Annotated in this window: 12 protein-coding genes and 1 pseudogene; 8 read left to right on the top strand and 5 right to left on the bottom strand. The window is 68.4% G+C overall.

Going from position 1 to position 15,134, the window contains the following annotated elements:
- Positions 1–3: 3 nt before the first annotated feature.
- Positions 4–2,307 carry a (Fe-S)-binding protein gene (locus OIE74_RS17190; protein ID WP_329384186.1) on the bottom strand — a complete coding sequence of 768 codons (2,304 nt, stop codon included), beginning with the start codon at positions 2,305–2,307 and terminating at the stop codon, positions 4–6.
- A 117-nt stretch (positions 2,308–2,424) separates the two neighbouring features.
- Entirely contained in the window at positions 2,425–3,120 is a 696-nt protein-coding gene (locus tag OIE74_RS17185; RefSeq protein WP_329384183.1) for a sugar transferase, read from the bottom strand.
- Positions 3,121–3,385: 265 nt separating this feature from the next.
- Between OIE74_RS17185 and dnaK the strand changes: the two genes are divergently transcribed.
- The 5 genes from dnaK (at position 3,386) to OIE74_RS17160 (ending at position 8,162) form a co-directional block, all read left to right on the top strand.
- Positions 3,386–5,251 carry a molecular chaperone DnaK gene (dnaK, locus tag OIE74_RS17180; protein WP_329384180.1) on the top strand — a complete coding sequence of 622 codons (1,866 nt, stop codon included), beginning with the start codon at positions 3,386–3,388 and terminating at the stop codon, positions 5,249–5,251.
- Complete coding sequence (grpE, locus tag OIE74_RS17175) at positions 5,248–5,925, top strand: nucleotide exchange factor GrpE (RefSeq protein WP_329384177.1); 678 nt, start codon at positions 5,248–5,250, stop codon at positions 5,923–5,925. The genes dnaK and grpE overlap by 4 nt, the downstream gene beginning before the upstream one ends.
- A 62-nt stretch (positions 5,926–5,987) precedes the next feature.
- Positions 5,988–7,196: a molecular chaperone DnaJ gene (gene dnaJ / locus OIE74_RS17170; RefSeq protein WP_329384175.1), complete on the top strand. Its 1,209-nt coding sequence runs from the start codon at positions 5,988–5,990 to the stop codon at positions 7,194–7,196.
- Between the two features lie 5 nt (positions 7,197–7,201).
- Complete coding sequence (locus OIE74_RS17165) at positions 7,202–7,678, top strand: heat shock protein transcriptional repressor HspR (RefSeq protein ID WP_329384173.1); 477 nt, start codon at positions 7,202–7,204, stop codon at positions 7,676–7,678.
- Positions 7,679–7,901: 223 nt separating this feature from the next.
- Complete coding sequence (locus OIE74_RS17160) at positions 7,902–8,162, top strand: hypothetical protein (protein WP_329384170.1); 261 nt, start codon at positions 7,902–7,904, stop codon at positions 8,160–8,162.
- Positions 8,163–8,170: 8 nt separating this feature from the next.
- Here OIE74_RS17160 and OIE74_RS17155 read toward each other — a convergent pair.
- Positions 8,171–9,141 (bottom strand): annotated as a pseudogene (locus tag OIE74_RS17155) (LuxR C-terminal-related transcriptional regulator).
- 179 nt (positions 9,142–9,320) lie between these two features.
- Positions 9,321–10,304: a helix-turn-helix transcriptional regulator gene (locus OIE74_RS17150; RefSeq protein WP_329384167.1), complete on the bottom strand. Its 984-nt coding sequence runs from the start codon at positions 10,302–10,304 to the stop codon at positions 9,321–9,323.
- A gap of 292 nt (positions 10,305–10,596) precedes the next feature.
- Between OIE74_RS17150 and OIE74_RS17145 the strand changes: the two genes are divergently transcribed.
- Positions 10,597–10,917, top strand: coding sequence for a hypothetical protein (locus tag OIE74_RS17145; protein WP_023539836.1), 321 nt, complete (start codon positions 10,597–10,599; stop codon positions 10,915–10,917).
- 131 nt (positions 10,918–11,048) lie between these two features.
- Here the strand turns inward: OIE74_RS17145 and OIE74_RS17140 are convergent, their stop codons facing one another.
- Positions 11,049–11,453, bottom strand: coding sequence for a pyridoxamine 5'-phosphate oxidase family protein (locus tag OIE74_RS17140; protein WP_329384163.1), 405 nt, complete (start codon positions 11,451–11,453; stop codon positions 11,049–11,051).
- Between the two features lie 169 nt (positions 11,454–11,622).
- Here OIE74_RS17140 and clpB point away from each other — a divergent pair, with 169 nt between their 5' ends.
- Entirely contained in the window at positions 11,623–14,298 is a 2,676-nt protein-coding gene (gene clpB / locus OIE74_RS17135) for an ATP-dependent chaperone ClpB (protein ID WP_443076139.1), read from the top strand.
- A gap of 179 nt (positions 14,299–14,477) precedes the next feature.
- Positions 14,478–15,023, top strand: coding sequence for a YbjN domain-containing protein (locus OIE74_RS17130; protein ID WP_329384161.1), 546 nt, complete (start codon positions 14,478–14,480; stop codon positions 15,021–15,023).
- Positions 15,024–15,134: the final 111 nt, after the last annotated feature.

Here is a 15,134-nt window from a genome sequence, read left to right as displayed (position 1 = left end):
GCGTTACGTCGCCGGCTCCGGCTCCGGTTCGACCGCTGGTTCCGCGGAGTCCTCCGGGTCCGCCGGCGTCCGCACCGAGTCGAGCAGCAGCTGCGCCACGTCCACGACCTGGAGCGATTCCTTCGCCTTGCCGTCGTTCTTCTTGCCGTTGACCGAGTCGGTCAGCATCACGAGGCAGAACGGGCACGCCGTCGACACGATGTCCGGGTTCAGCGAAAGCGCCTCGTCTACACGCTCGTCGTTGACGCGCTTGCCGATCCGCTCCTCCATCCACATCCGCGCACCGCCCGCGCCGCAGCAGAAGCCGCGCTCCTTGTGGCGGTGCATCTCCTCGTTACGGAGGCCGGGCACCTTCGCGATGATCTCGCGCGGCGGTGTGTAGACCTTGTTGTGCCGGCCCAGGTAGCAGGGGTCGTGGTAGGTGATCAGGCCCTCGACCGGGGTCACCGGGATCAGCCGCTCCTCGTCGACGAGGTGCTGGAGCAGCTGGGTGTGGTGGATGACCTCGTACTCGCCGCCGAGCTGCGGGTACTCGTTGGCGATCGTGTTGAAGCAGTGCGGGCAGGTCGCGACGATCTTCTTCGAGGACTTCGGCTTCCTGGTCTCCGGGTCGTCCTCATCCTCGCCGTAGGCCATGTTCAGCATCGCCACGTTCTCCTGGCCGAGCTGCTGGAACAGCGGCTCGTTGCCCAGGCGGCGGGCCGAGTCGCCCGTGCACTTCTCGTCGCCGCCCATGATCGCGAACTTCACACCGGCGATGTGCAGCAGTTCGGCGAACGCCTTCGTGGTCTTCTTGGCGCGGTCCTCAAGGGCGCCGGCGCAGCCGACCCAGTACAGGTAGTCGACCTCGGAGAGGTCCTCGATGTCCCGGCCGACGACCGGCACCTCGAAGCCCGCCTCCCGCTCGATCTCCTTGGTCCACTCCAGGCGCTGCTTCTTCTGAAGCCCCCACGGATTGCCCTTCTTCTCCAGGTTCTTGAGCATCGTCCCGGCCTCCGAGGGGAACGAGCTCTCGATCATCACCTGGTAGCGGCGCATGTCGAGGATGTGGTCGATGTGCTCGATGTCGACCGGGCACTGCTCGACGCACGCGCCGCAGGTGGTGCAGGACCAGAGGACGTCCGGGTCGATGACACCGCCCGCGGCGAAGCCGCTGTCGGATACGGCCGCGAGCGTCCCGACCAGCGGGCGTTCGGCCTCCGCGAGGGCGGACGCCGGCACCCCGGCCAGTTGCTCCGCGGACGCCTTCTCCTCGCCCTCTGCCGTCTTGCCGCCGCCGGCCAGCAGGTATGGCGCCTTGGCGTGCGCGTGGTCGCGCAGAGACATGATCAGGAGCTTCGGCGAGAGCGGCTTGCCGGTGTTCCAGGCGGGGCACTGCGACTGGCAGCGACCGCACTCCGTGCACGTGGAGAAGTCGAGGATGCCCTTCCAGGAGAACTGCTCGACCTGCGAGACACCGAAGACGTCGTCCTCGCCCGGGTCCTCGAAGTCGATCTCCTTGCCGCCGGAGACCATCGGGCGCAGCGCGCCCAGCGCCGTACCGCCGTCGGCCTCGCGCTTGAACCAGATGTTCGGGAAGGCCAGGAAGCGGTGCCAGGCGACGCCCATGTTCGTGTTGAGGCCGATGGTGATGGCCCAGATCATCGTCACGCCGAGCTTGATCATGGCGGTCAGGTAGACGAGGTTCTGGAGCGTGCCGAGGCTGAGCCCCTTGAAGGCCAGGACCAGCGGATACGAGGCCCAGTACGCGGGGTCGTAGCTGTCGACGTGGTGCAGGGCGCCTTCGAGGCCGCGCAGGGTGAGGATCGCGAGGCCGATGACGAGGATCACGTACTCGACGAAGTACGCCTGCCAGGCCTTGGAGCCGGTGAAGCGGGACTTGCGGCCGGCCCGCGATGGCAGGTTCAGCAGCCGGATCGCCATCAGTACGAGGATGCCGACGGTCGTGGCGAGTGCGATGAACTCGATGTAGACCTCGTACGGAAGGAAGGTGCCGATGTACGGGATGATCCAGTCGGCCTGGAAGAGCTGGCCGTACGCGTTGACGATCGTCAGCCCGAGCGTCAGGAAGCCGATCGCGACGAACCAGTGCGCGAAGCCCACGACGCCCCAGCGGTTCATCCGCGTATGGCCGAGGAACTCCTTGGCCAGGGTGACCGTGCGCGCCCTGGGGTCGTCGGTGCGACTGCCGGCCGGTACGGGCGAGCCGAGCTTCACGAACCGGTAGATCTCGACGACGGCTCGGGAGATGAGCGCGACGCCGACCACGGTCAGCACCAGCGACACGATGATCGCGGCGAGTTGCATTGGGGGCTCCTCGGGCCTGCGAGGGTGGGAAGAACAGCACCACGTCAGTGGCTTCTACTAAGAAGTAACGGCTTCTACTAAGCGGTAACTTAATCGGTTTGTGCTGAGGGTACCCAGTTATCCCGCCGCACTGTAGCCGCGCGGCCGGTGATCTGTGTCGCTGAGGTGACCCTGTGCCGGGATCCGCGGCGTGGCCGTGTCCGTCTCGTACGGGGCGGAGGCGGCGGCCGGCGTACGGGCGAGGATCAGCAGGTCGAGGCCGATCCAGTGATGCTCCACGTAGTGCTGGTCGAGCAGCGCGGGCTCATCCCAAGGAAGCGGGGAACGCCGGCGCACCTGCGCGAGGCCGGTGAGGCCCGGCCGTACGGACTGACGCCAGGGCGCCGCCGCGCGGGGGTCGCCGGGCGCGAGCGGCGCGGGGCCGACGAGGGACATCTCGCCGCGTACGACATGGGGCAGGCGCGACAGCAGGTCGAGCCGGTGGCGGCGGGTGGCCAGGGAGCGGACGGTGAAGATCCGGCCGTCCATGCCGACCCGGGGCCCGTGGGTGAAGGCGCTGCCGGGGTGCCGCCTGGAGAGCGTGAGGGTGAGGGCGACGGCGGCCAGCACGGGCGAGGACAGAACCAGCAGTAGTGAACCGAGCGTCAGGTCCAGCAGGCGCTTGGGGTCGAGGACATGATCGAGGGTCCGGTCCAGGACGCCGAGGGTCCGGTCGACGACGCGGTTCAGGGCGCGGCGCAGGGTGCGGCCGACGGCCCGGCGCGGGTGGTCGCCGGTGCGGGTCGCCGGGCCGGGAAGCGGGCGCGGAACCATGAGATACCCCCGACCGTTTGTGTGGACAGTGCGTGACTCGTGGCTTTTGCGAAGCGGGTGCCGGACGATCCTGGCCCAGCGGGGGAGTGAAGTTCCGAAGGCGCGCGGGCCTGCGGGAAGGGCTGTCGCACGGCATGGTTCCCGGGCGGTGCCCCGAAATCGGGCCGCACGTTAGTTGAGTCCCCTCGACTCAGCTCTGTTGACGCCCAGGGATCGGTCGTGCATCCTTGAGCCTGTTCCACTCAAGTCAGCTGGAGGAATCGAAATGGCACGTGCGGTCGGCATCGACCTGGGCACGACTAACTCCGTCGTCAGCGTTCTCGAAGGCGGCGAGCCCACCGTCATCACCAACGCCGAAGGCGCCAGGACCACGCCGTCCGTCGTCGCCTTCGCCAAGAACGGCGAGGTGCTCGTCGGAGAGGTCGCCAAGCGCCAGGCAGTCACGAACGTCGACAGGACAATCCGGTCGGTCAAGCGCCACATGGGCACCGACTGGAAGATCAACCTCGACGGCAAGGACTTCAACCCGCAGCAGATGTCCGCGTTCGTCCTTCAGAAGCTGAAGCGCGACGCGGAGTCCTACCTCGGTGAGAAGGTCGTGGACGCGGTCATCACCGTCCCGGCGTACTTCAACGACTCCGAGCGCCAGGCCACGAAGGAGGCCGGCGAGATCGCGGGCCTCAACGTCCTGCGTATCGTCAACGAGCCGACCGCCGCCGCGCTGGCGTACGGGCTCGACAAGGACGACCAGACGATCCTCGTCTTCGACCTCGGCGGCGGCACCTTCGACGTGTCGCTCCTGGAGATCGGTGACGGCGTCGTCGAGGTGAAGGCCACCAACGGTGACAACCACCTCGGTGGTGACGACTGGGACCAGCGTGTCGTCGACTACCTGGTGAAGCAGTTCGCCAACGGTCACGGCGTGGACCTGGCCAAGGACAAGATGGCTCTCCAGCGTCTCCGCGAGGCCGCGGAGAAGGCGAAGATCGAGCTGTCGTCCTCCACCGAGACCACGATCAACCTGCCGTACATCACGGCGTCCGCCGAGGGCCCGCTGCACCTGGACGAGAAGCTCACGCGCTCGCAGTTCCAGCAGCTGACGGCCGATCTGCTGGAGCGCTGCAAGACCCCGTTCCACAACGTCATCAAGGACGCCGGTATCGCGCTGTCCGAGATCGACCACGTGGTCCTGGTCGGCGGCTCCACGCGTATGCCCGCCGTCGCCGAGATCGTCAAGGAGCTCACCGGCGGCCGTGACGCCAACAAGGGCGTCAACCCCGACGAGGTCGTGGCCATCGGTGCCGCGCTCCAGGCCGGTGTCCTCAAGGGCGAGGTCAAGGACGTCCTGCTGCTCGACGTCACCCCGCTGTCCCTGGGTATCGAGACCAAGGGCGGCATCATGACCAAGCTGATCGAGCGCAACACGACGATCCCGACCAAGCGTTCCGAGATCTTCACGACGGCCGAGGACAACCAGCCGTCGGTGCAGATCCAGGTCTACCAGGGCGAGCGCGAGATCGCGGCGTACAACAAAAAGCTCGGGATGTTCGAGCTGACAGGTCTGCCGCCGGCCCCGCGCGGTGTGCCGCAGATCGAGGTCGCCTTCGACATCGACGCCAACGGCATCATGCACGTGGCCGCGAAGGACCTCGGCACCGGCAAGGAACAGAAGATGACCGTCACCGGTGGCTCCTCGCTGCCGAAGGACGAGGTCAACCGGATGCGCGAAGAGGCCGAGCAGTACGCGGACGAGGACCACCGCCGTCGCGAGGCCGCCGAGACCCGCAACCAGGCCGAACAGCTCGTGTACCAGACCGAGAAGTTCCTCAAGGACAACGAGGACAAGGTCCCCGGTGACGTGAAGGAAGAGGTCGAGACCTCCATCGGCGAGCTGAAGGAGAAGCTCAAGGGTGAGGACACGGCCGAGATCCGTACGGCCACGGAGAAGGTCGCGGCCGTCTCGCAGAAGCTCGGCCAGGCCATGTATGCCAACGCGCAGGCCGAGGGCGCCGGCAACGACGCCCAGGGCACGGAGCAGGCCGGTCCCGCCGGCGGCCCCGACGGCGCTGACGATGTCGTGGACGCCGAGATCGTCGACGACGAGAAGCCCAAGAAGGACGGTGCCGCGTGACGGAGGAGACTCCGGGCTTCGAGGAGGAGCCCGACGTCCCTTCCGGCGCCACCCCCGAAGACGCCGCGCCGAAGGCCGCCGCGCCTGGCTCCGCCAAGGAGCCGGGCCCGGCGTCCCCGGCCGGGGACGTACAGCAGGACGCCACACAGATCGCCCTGATCGCACAGCTGGACCAGGTCCGTACGGCGCTCGGTGAGCGCACGGCAGACCTCCAGCGGCTTCAGGCCGAGTACCAGAACTACCGCCGCCGGGTCGAGCGGGACCGGGTCACGGTCAAGGAGATCGCCGTCGCGAGCCTTCTGACCGAGCTCCTGCCCGTGCTCGACGACATCGGGCGCGCCCGTGAACACGCCGAGCTGGTGGGCGGGTTCAAGTCGGTGGCGGAATCGCTCGAAACGGTGGCCGCGAAGATGGGTCTCCAGCAGTTCGGCAAGGAGGGCGAGCCCTTCGACCCGACGATCCACGAAGCCCTGATGCACAGCTACGCGCCGGATGTCACCGAGGACACGTGCGTCGCGATCCTGCAGCCTGGGTACCGGTTCGGCGAGCGGACCATCAGGCCCGCCCGCGTCGCCGTGGCGGAGCCCCAGCCGGGGGCCCAGCCCGGGGAGAAGGCGAAGACCGCCGACGAGCCGGACACGGACGAGGAGAGCGGTGGCCCGGACGAGGGCTGACGTGCGCGACAGCGGTACGGACGGGCAGTACGCATGACGGGCAGTGAGGAGGGACGTCGGGAATGAGTACCAAGGACTTCGTGGAGAAGGACTACTACAAGGTTCTCGGCGTCCCCAAGGACGCCACCGAGGCCGAGATCAAGAAGGCGTACCGGAAACTCGCCCGCGAGTTCCACCCGGACGCCAACAAGGGTGACGCCAAGGCCGAGGAGCGCTTCAAGGAGATCTCCGAGGCCAACGACGTGCTCGGCGACCCCAAGCGGCGCAAGGAGTACGACGAGGCGCGCTCGCTCTTCGGCAACGGCGGCGGCTTCCGGACCGGCCCCGGGACCGGTGGCGGCGGGTCCTTCAACTTCGACCTGGGCGACCTCTTCGGAGGCGGCCCGCAGGGCGGCGGCGGAGGACCTCAGGGCCAGGGCGGCGCGGGCGGCTTCGGCGGCGGGCTCGGGGACGTGTTCGGCGGCCTCTTCAACCGGGGCGGTCCCGGCACCGGTGCGCGTACGCAGCCGCGCCGCGGCCAGGACATCGAGTCCGAGGTGACGCTCAGCTTCACCGAGGCGGTCGACGGGGCCACGGTCCCGCTGCGGATGTCCAGCCAGGCGCCCTGCAAGGCGTGTTCGGGCACCGGCGACAAGAACGGCTCGCCGCGGGTCTGCCCGACCTGCGTGGGTACCGGACAGGTGTCGCGCGGCACGGGCGGCGGCTTCTCGCTGACCGATCCGTGCGTGGACTGCAAGGGCCGCGGGCTGATCGCCCAGGACCCCTGTGAGGTCTGCAAGGGCAGCGGCCGTGCCAAGTCCTCACGGACCATGCAGGTCCGCATCCCGGCGGGCGTCAGCGACAGCCAGCGGATCCGGCTGCGCGGCAAGGGCGCTCCCGGTGAGCGCGGCGGTCCGGCGGGCGATTTGTACGTGGTGGTCCACGTCGGCTCGCACCCGGTCTTCGGCCGCAAGGACGACAACCTCACCGTCACGGTGCCGGTCACCTTCGTGGAGGCGACGCTCGGCGGCGAGGTCAAGGTCCCGACGCTGGGCGGGCCGCCGGTCACCCTGAAACTGCCCGCGGGCACGCCCAACGGCCGTACGATGCGCGCCCGGGGGAAGGGCGCCGTACGCAAGGACGGCACCCGTGGCGACCTCCTGGTCACCGTCGAGGTGGTCGTGCCCAAGGAACTCGGCGCCGAGGCCCGTGACGCGCTGGAGAGTTACCGGAAGGCGACCGCGGGGGAGAACCCGCGGGACGAGCTGTTCCAGGCAGCGAAGGGAGCGTGACTCCAATGGACGGGGTCGGGCGGCGTCGACCGCGCTCATCGTTCAATCCGAGCTTCGAACTGACCGAAGAATCGCCGGTGTACGTCATCTCGGTGGCGGCCCAACTGTCGGGTCTGCATCCGCAGACCCTGCGCCAGTACGACCGGCTGGGCCTTGTCTCGCCGGACCGTACGGCGGGCCGGGGCAGGCGCTACTCGGCGCGCGACATCGAACTGCTCCGCCAGGTGCAGCAGTTGTCGCAGGACGAGGGCATCAACCTGGCCGGAATCAAGCGCATCATCGAACTGGAGAACCAGGTCGCGGCGTTGCAGGCACGCGTCGCCGAACTGGGCGCGGCGGTGGACGGCGCGGCGGCGGCGATGCGCCAACGCGAGGCCCAGGTCCACGCGTCGTACCGCCGGGACCTGGTGCCGTACCAGGACGTGCAGCAGACGAGCGCGCTGGTGGTGTGGCGGCCGAAGCCGAAGCTGTCGTCGGACTAGGTCCAGGAGCTTGACGGGGAGGAGGGCCCGGTGCCCCCTGGAGAGATCCAGCGGGCACCGGGCCTTCCGTCTTTCGCCGGCTTCCTCGACCGGTCCGGCCGTTCGGCACCAACCGCTTTGTGCCAGCGTCTTCGCGGAGCGAAGGGACAGCCGTCTTGAGGAAGAGACCCGTCGGTGAGGCCGGCCGCAAGGTCGCCGAGGTCAACAGAACAGGTCCTCGGTGATGGCCCTTGTGCCGCTCGTGTACCTGGCCCTGGCGATGGCGTGGACTCTGTTGCCGTTCCTCGCGATGAGGGAAACGCGTTTCGCGACACACCTTCTCGTCGGCCATGTCGCGGTCGGAGCTGCCGCATGGCTGTACGCCGTGGTATTCACCCAGTTGGGCCCAGCGGTGGTGTTCTGCGCAGGTCCTGGCACGTTGATCTCACTGCTTCTCGTTTTTCTCAAGCTTGCTTTCCCCGACAGGAACAGCGAGTCGGACTGAACGGGTCCCTACGGGTCGACCAGGCCCGACTGGATCAGCAGGGCGCCGAGGTGGGTGCGGCTGGAGGCGCCCAGGGCCTGCATCAGTTTGGCTATGTGGGAGCGGCAGGTGCGGACGCTGATGCCCATCCGGCGGGCCACCACCTCGTCGGTGGTTCCTTCGACGAGGAGGCGGGCGATGCTCTGTTGGACCGATGTGACCGGGGTGTGGGGCGACGTTGGTGTGAGGTGCTCCGTCAGCGGAGTGCCGTGTGCCCACAGGACCTCGTAGACCCGGACGAGGTAGGTCACCAGGGCGGGGTGCCGGATCTCCAGTGCGGTCGTGCGTGCGGTGTTGGCGGGGATGAGCGCCAGTTCGCGGTCGATGATGATCAGCCGCTCGACCGTCTGCTCGACGGTGCGTACCTCCAACCGGTCGGCCGGCACGCACGTCATGTAGTCCTTGAGGTGTGGGTTGTAGCGCGCCGGGTGCTGGTAGATGTGGCGTAGCCGGGCGCCCCGCTCGATGGCCGCGAGAGAGTTCCTGAGCCCCTGCTCCAGTGAGGCCTTCGTGCGGTTGCCGCCGGGCTGGGCCGTCAGGATTTCCGACGTCGCGGCGGCCGCTGCCTCGTCAGGACGGAGGCGATGAGCGGCTTTCCTTCGAGGACGGTGATGGAGAGGTTGGGGTCCCCGCTCGGTACCGCCGTCAGGGGGGCCAGGGAGTCGGCCAGGACGGTTGTGAGCCGTACGCGTTCGTGGATCTCCCGGGTGATGGGCAGCAGCAGATGCGCCAAGGCCGCCGACGGAGGTACGGGGCGCAGCAACGAGGCGTCCATGGGGTCGGGGTGCAGCAGCGCCATGTCCATCAGGCAAGGGGCTGCCGTCAGTTCGGCGCGATCGATCCCGCCGTTGCGCAGGGCCTCCGTGTACAGCCGTACACCCGTGTCGCACAGTTCCCGACTGCTGTGAGGATGCGAGGGTCTTGGTCTGATTCCTGCCATTTCGGGACCCCCCTTTTTCTGCAATGCAGGAATATGGCGGTGGTGGGATTCTAACTACTGGGGGATCGTTGTCGGTGGCTGGGAGTGGTCAACTCCCGGAGCGCACCCAGGCGCCGTGGCCGCGCCACCTCCCGGCGTGGTCAGGGCCTCCCTCACGTACTTTCAGCAGGGCCCAACAGTCAGTGATCCTGGTCCAGGATTCCCGACTGGGCGATCAGGTAGCCGAGTTGGGCGCGGCTGCCGCTGCCGAGTGTGGTGCTCAGCTTGGCGATGTGCGCGCGGCAGGTGCGGACGTTCATGCCGAGTCGGCGTGCGATGGCCTCGTCCACGTGGCCGTCGATGAGGAGTTTGGCGATGGAGCGCTGGATGCTGGTGATGCCGTCGATCTCCGGCGCGTACGACAACTGCTCGTCCCAGGGAGTTCCGTGGAGCCAGAACTGCTCGAAGACGCCCACGAGATACTGCACGAGCCCCTCGTGGCGGAGTTCCAGGGCGATCCTGCGGTCGCTGCGGGCCGGTACGAAGGCCACTTTGCGGTCGACGATGATGAGACGCTCGATGATCTCCTCAAGCGTGCGCACCTCCACCCCGTGCGGCGCGACCCGTTCCACGTAGGCGAGTGTGGCGGGATGGTGCCTGGCCGTGTGCTGATACAGGGTCCGCATCTTCACGCCGCTGTCTATCAGCGGGCGGACCCGGCGCAGGGCCTCCTCCTGGGAGCCCGGTTTCCGTCCGCTGCCGGGCTGGACGGTGAGCAGTTCCTCGGTGCACTCCGCGGTGACCCGGTCCAGGGTGGAGTTGATGAGGCTCAGCCCTTCGAGCACGGTGATCGCGTGCGTGGCTGACGGGTCCATGGCGGTGAGCGTCATGAACGGTTCGAAGGTCTCCGCCAGCGACATGGCGAGCTGGCGTCGCTCCTGGATCTCCCGCTCAAGGGGATGCGTGAGCTGGTTGAGCGCGATCGACGGGGATACCGGCCGGAGCCACTGGGCATCGTCCGGGTCCGGGCGCAGCAGTGCGAGGGCGAGCAGGCAGGGCGCGCTCTCCACCTCGGACCGGGACAGCCGGCCGGAACGTAGAGCTGCCGCGTAGAGGTTTTTGCCGGCTTCGCATAGTTCGCCGGGCCCATGCCTATGTCCGTCAATTCCCTGACTTGACTGCATTTGACACCCCCTCAGGGTCCTGAATTACAGGAACATGATGCCTGTGCTCGCTGGTGGAAGCGTTCTGCGTGGTCCATCGTCTTAGTCGCGGGGGGAGGATAGTGATCAGAATGGGGTGGAGATCGTCCATGAAGAGGATGGCTCGCGCGTTTTGCGTACTTGCTTTTGCGGTGGCCGTGACGGGCTCGCTCGTCGCGGGTGGCACCCCCTCGGCGGACAGTGCGTCTGTGTCCGCCGTCAAGGCTCTGCCGAGTGATCCCTCCTGGGACAGCGCACCGGTGGACTTGGGCGCATGACTGTCCCGCCGGACGACAGGGTCTTTCGGCGAGAGATGGCTTCGGCCTACCGGTCGGGATGGCACTTCATCGATCTCGTCACGGCGATCCCTCACCGTGGTGACTCGTTGATGGTCACCCTGTTCGGTGAGCCCGTGGTCGTCGTCCGCGAGGAGGATGAGGACGTTCGTGCCTACCGGTGTCTGAGGAAGCCTCGGGGGGCGCCGCAGCCTGTGCGCTGCGCGATTCGGTACGACATGATTTTCGTAAATCTTGACCAGCGTGACCATCAGCTGGTCGAACCACAGACCATTTCCGCCACCCCCCGCAGTGCCTGAGCGATTCCCCCGTCGTAGTAGATCGCTCGGGCGCTTCCCCCACACAGCGGCGCCATCGTGGACCTGAAACGCGATGGCGCCGCTGTGCTGCCCTCGTGCGGGCCGGTCGCCGCCGTACCGCGCGGGGCCGGTCATCCTCTGCCGAGCGCGCGGTCGACGGCGATCTCGATGACGATCCGGTCCGGGTTGGGTGCCGGTGTGCGCTCGTAGCGGGCCGCGTAACGGCCTACCGCGTCCGCGACCCTGCCCGCCTCTGTCCGTACCGTCGCGACGCCCTCAAGGGTCGCCCAGCGCCGTCCCTGGACCTGACAGACCGCCACCCGTGCCCCGTCCGGGCCCGCCGCGAGGATGTTCGCGGCCTTGGTGGAGTTCTTGCCGGTGATGACACGTGCCAGCCGGGTCTCCGGCTCGTACGTCACGCCCACCGGCACCACGTGCGGTGTGCCGTCCGGCCGGAGCGTGGTCAGGGTGCACAGGTGGCGCTCGCGCCAGAAGGCGAGATAGTCGGCGTCGGGATCGCGTACGTCTTGGGCCATGCCGGAAGAATAGGCGCGTAATGGCCTCGGGGGCGCGGGTCGGCGGTAGTTGGTCGGTGGAGCGGGACGCGTCTCCTTTGGGCTTGAGTGGAATAGACTCAACTTTGCGTACGTTGGGTGGGTCAGGTTCTTTGGGGACGGACCCTGCGCCGAGGAGGAGAGACCGCACGTGGACGCCGAGCTGACGAACAAGAGCAAGGACGCCTTCAACGCCGCCACCGAGCGCGCGGTGTCGGCGGGCCATGCCGAACTGACACCCGCGCACCTGCTCTTGGCCCTGCTCGGGGGCCAGGACAACGAGAACGTCACCGACCTGCTCGTCGCCGTCGACGCCGACCAGGCCGAGGTACGGTCCGGGGCGGAGCGGCTGCTGGCCGAGCGGCCCAGCGTGCGGGGCTCCACCGTCGCCCCGCCCGCGCCCGACAGCAGGCTGATCGCTGTCGTCACCGACGGCGCCAGGCGGGCGAAGAAGCTGGGCGACGAGTACGTCTCCACCGAGCATCTGCTCATCGGGATCGCGGCCGAGGGCGGCACGGCCGGAGACCTGCTGGAGCGGCAGGGTGCCGGCGCGAAGAGGTTGCAGGCCGCGTTCGAGAAGGCAAGGGGAGGACGCCGGGTGACCACACCTGACCCGGAGGGCCAGTACAAGGCCCTGGAGAAGTTCGGCACCGATTTCACGGCCGCCGCGCGGGAGGGCAAGCTCGACCCGGTCATCGGCCGGGACCAGGAGATCCGCCGCGTGGTGCAGGTGCTGTCGCGCCGTACGAAGAACAATCCCGTACTGATCGGCGAGCCCGGCGTCGGCAAGACGGCCGTCGTGGAAGGGCTCGCGCAGCGCATCGTCAAGGGCGACGTGCCGGAGTCCCTGAAGAACAAGAAGCTGGTCTCCCTGGACCTGGGCGCGATGGTCGCGGGCGCCAAGTACCGCGGCGAGTTCGAGGAGCGGCTGAAGACCGTCCTGTCCGAGATCAAGGAGAGCGACGGGCAGATCATCACCTTCATCGACGAGCTGCACACCGTCGTGGGCGCGGGCGCCGGCGGCGACTCCGCCATGGACGCGGGCAACATGCTCAAGCCCATGCTGGCGCGCGGCGAGCTGCGCATGGTCGGCGCGACGACCCTCGACGAGTACCGCGAGCGCATCGAGAAGGACGCCGCGCTGGAACGGCGCTTCCAGCAGGTGCTGATCGCCGAACCGAACGTCGAGGACACGATCGCGATCCTGCGCGGCCTCAAGGGCCGGTACGAGGCGCACCACAAGGTGCAGATCGCCGACGCGGCGCTCGTGGCCGCCGCCACGCTCTCCGACCGCTACATCACCTCCCGCTTCCTGCCCGACAAGGCCATCGACCTCGTGGACGAGGCCGCGTCCCGCCGCCGTATGGAGATCGACTCCTCGCCCGTCGAGATCGATGAACTGCGCAGATCGGTCGACCGCCTCCGTATGGAGGAGCTGGCGCTGAAGAACGAGTCGGACGCCGCGTCCAAGCAGCGTCTGGAGAAGCTGCGCCGTGACCTCGCCGACCGTGAGGAGGAGCTGCGCGGTCTGGAGGCGCGCTGGCAGAAGGAGAAGCAGGGCCTCAACCGCGTCGGTGAGCTGAAGCAGAAGCTGGACGATCTGCGTATGCGGGCCGACCGCGCGGAGAACGACGTCGAGAACCAGGACCTCGCCACCGCGTCCAGGCTGCGGTACGCCGAGATCCCCGACGTGGAGCGGGAGTTGGCGGAGGCCGCCGAGGCGGAGCAGGAGGCCGCCAAGGACCCCATGGTCAAGGAGGAGGTCGGCGAGGACGAGATCGCCGATGTCGTCGGGTCGTGGACCGGGATCCCGGCCGGGCGGCTTCTGGAGGGCGAGACGCGCAAGCTCCTCCGTATGGAGGCGGAGCTCGGCCGCCGGCTGATCGGTCAGACAGAGGCGGTCGAGGCGGTCTCGGACGCGGTACGGCGCACCCGCGCGGGCATCGCGGACCCGGACCGGCCCACGGGCTCGTTCCTCTTCCTCGGACCGACCGGAGTCGGCAAGACCGAACTGGCCAAGGCACTGGCCGACTTCCTCTTCGACGACGAGCGGGCCATGGTCCGTATCGACATGAGCGAGTACGGCGAGAAGCACTCGGTCGCGCGGCTCGTCGGGGCGCCTCCCGGTTACGTCGGCTACGAGGAGGGCGGCCAGCTCACCGAGGCCGTCCGCCGCAGGCCGTACAGCGTGGTCCTGCTGGACGAGGTCGAGAAGGCGCACCCGGAGGTCTTCGACGTCCTGCTCCAGGTCCTGGACGACGGCCGGCTCACCGACGGCCAGGGGCGGACGGTGGACTTCCGCAACACCATCCTGGTCCTCACGTCGAACCTCGGCAGTCAGTATCTGGTCGACCCGATCCCCTCGGCCGAGACGAAGAAGCAGCAGGTCCTGGAGGCCGTACGGGCCTCGTTCAAGCCGGAGTTCCTGAACCGGCTGGACGATCTCGTGGTCTTCTCCGCCCTCTCCAAGGAGGAGCTCGCCCGGATCGCCGATCTGCAGATCGGCCTGCTCGCCAAGCGGCTGGCGGACCGCCGCCTCACCCTCGACATCACGCCGGATGCCCTGGCCTGGCTCGCCGACAAGGGCAACGACCCCGCGTACGGCGCGCGGCCGCTGCGCCGGCTGATCCAGACCGCGATCGGCGACCGGCTGGCGAAGGAGATCCTCGCGGGCGAGGTCGTGGAGGGCGACACGGTACGGGTGGACCGCGCGGGCGACGGGCTGATCGTGGGGCCGGCGTCGCGGGAGCGGGAGCCGGGGTCGCGTGCGGGGACGGCGGAGGACGGGCCTCTTGCGGGGGCGCCTTCTTTGGAGAAGTCGCCGTAGGGCGGTGCGGCTGGGTCCGGTACCGGCCTCCGACCCCGGCCCCCGGGCCCGTCACCGCAACGGTGGCGGGCCCGCCCTGCCTTCCGCCGGATTGTCGACGGGGTGCGGGGCCCAGGCCCGGGTATCGCGGCTAGGGTCGTTGTCAGACAACGGCATGCCTTCCTCAGGAGAATCAAGCGATGACCATCGACCCGTCCTCGATTCCGAACTTCGGGGCCCAGCCCCAACCGCAGGCTGCGGGACCGGCGGGCCCTGTCGTCCCCGACCAGGATCTGGTCAAGCAGCTCCTCGACCAGATGGAGCTGAAGTACGTCGTCGACGACGAGGGTGACCTCGCCGCGCCGTGGGAGGACTTCCGTACGTACTTCATGTTCCGCGGCGAGGACGACCAGCAGGTCTTCTCGGTACGGACCTTCTACGACCGGCCGCACGCCCTTGAGGACAAGCCCAAGATCCTCGACGCGATCGACGACTGGAACCGCCGCACGCTGTGGCCCAAGGTCTACAGCCACGTGCACGAGGAGGAGGACGGCCCCACGACCGTCCGGCTCATCGGCGAGGCCCAGATGCTGATCGGTACCGGGGTCAGCCTGGAGCACTTCGTGTCGTCGACGGTCAGCTGGGTGCGGGCGTCTATCGAGTTCGACAAGTGGCTGGTGGAGACCTTCGGGCTGACGCCGACGGAGGACAAGCCCACCGAGCAGAAGCCGGCCGACGAGGCCTGACCGGCCGCGCGTACGGCCCTGGTGTCTTGCGGCACCCGACAGCCCGGCGAGAGCCGCGATCAGCACGATCGCCGTTCTCGGCCGGGCTTTCGCGAGTGCGCATGCGAGCGC

Origin of the sequence: Streptomyces sp. NBC_01716 (genome assembly GCF_036248275.1) — a bacterium.
Lineage (GTDB): Bacteria > Actinomycetota > Actinomycetes > Streptomycetales > Streptomycetaceae > Streptomyces.
This window is presented reverse-complemented; position numbering and strand designations above follow the sequence as displayed.

What these genes read in the sequence shown, in the direction of transcription:
- OIE74_RS17190 (WP_329384186.1), bottom strand. Translation starts at nt 2,307, where the DNA reads ATGCAACTCGCCGCGATCATCGTGTCGCTGGTGCTGACCGTGGTCGGC.
- OIE74_RS17185 (WP_329384183.1), bottom strand. Translation starts at nt 3,120, where the DNA reads ATGGTTCCGCGCCCGCTTCCCGGCCCGGCGACCCGCACCGGCGACCAC.
- dnaK (WP_329384180.1), top strand. Translation starts at nt 3,386, where the DNA reads ATGGCACGTGCGGTCGGCATCGACCTGGGCACGACTAACTCCGTCGTC.
- dnaJ (WP_329384175.1), top strand. Translation starts at nt 5,988, where the DNA reads ATGAGTACCAAGGACTTCGTGGAGAAGGACTACTACAAGGTTCTCGGC.
- OIE74_RS17165 (WP_329384173.1), top strand. Translation starts at nt 7,202, where the DNA reads ATGGACGGGGTCGGGCGGCGTCGACCGCGCTCATCGTTCAATCCGAGC.
- OIE74_RS17160 (WP_329384170.1), top strand. Translation starts at nt 7,902, where the DNA reads ATGGCCCTTGTGCCGCTCGTGTACCTGGCCCTGGCGATGGCGTGGACT.
- OIE74_RS17150 (WP_329384167.1), bottom strand. Translation starts at nt 10,304, where the DNA reads ATGCAGTCAAGTCAGGGAATTGACGGACATAGGCATGGGCCCGGCGAA.
- OIE74_RS17145 (WP_023539836.1), top strand. Translation starts at nt 10,597, where the DNA reads ATGACTGTCCCGCCGGACGACAGGGTCTTTCGGCGAGAGATGGCTTCG.
- OIE74_RS17140 (WP_329384163.1), bottom strand. Translation starts at nt 11,453, where the DNA reads ATGGCCCAAGACGTACGCGATCCCGACGCCGACTATCTCGCCTTCTGG.
- OIE74_RS17130 (WP_329384161.1), top strand. Translation starts at nt 14,478, where the DNA reads ATGACCATCGACCCGTCCTCGATTCCGAACTTCGGGGCCCAGCCCCAA.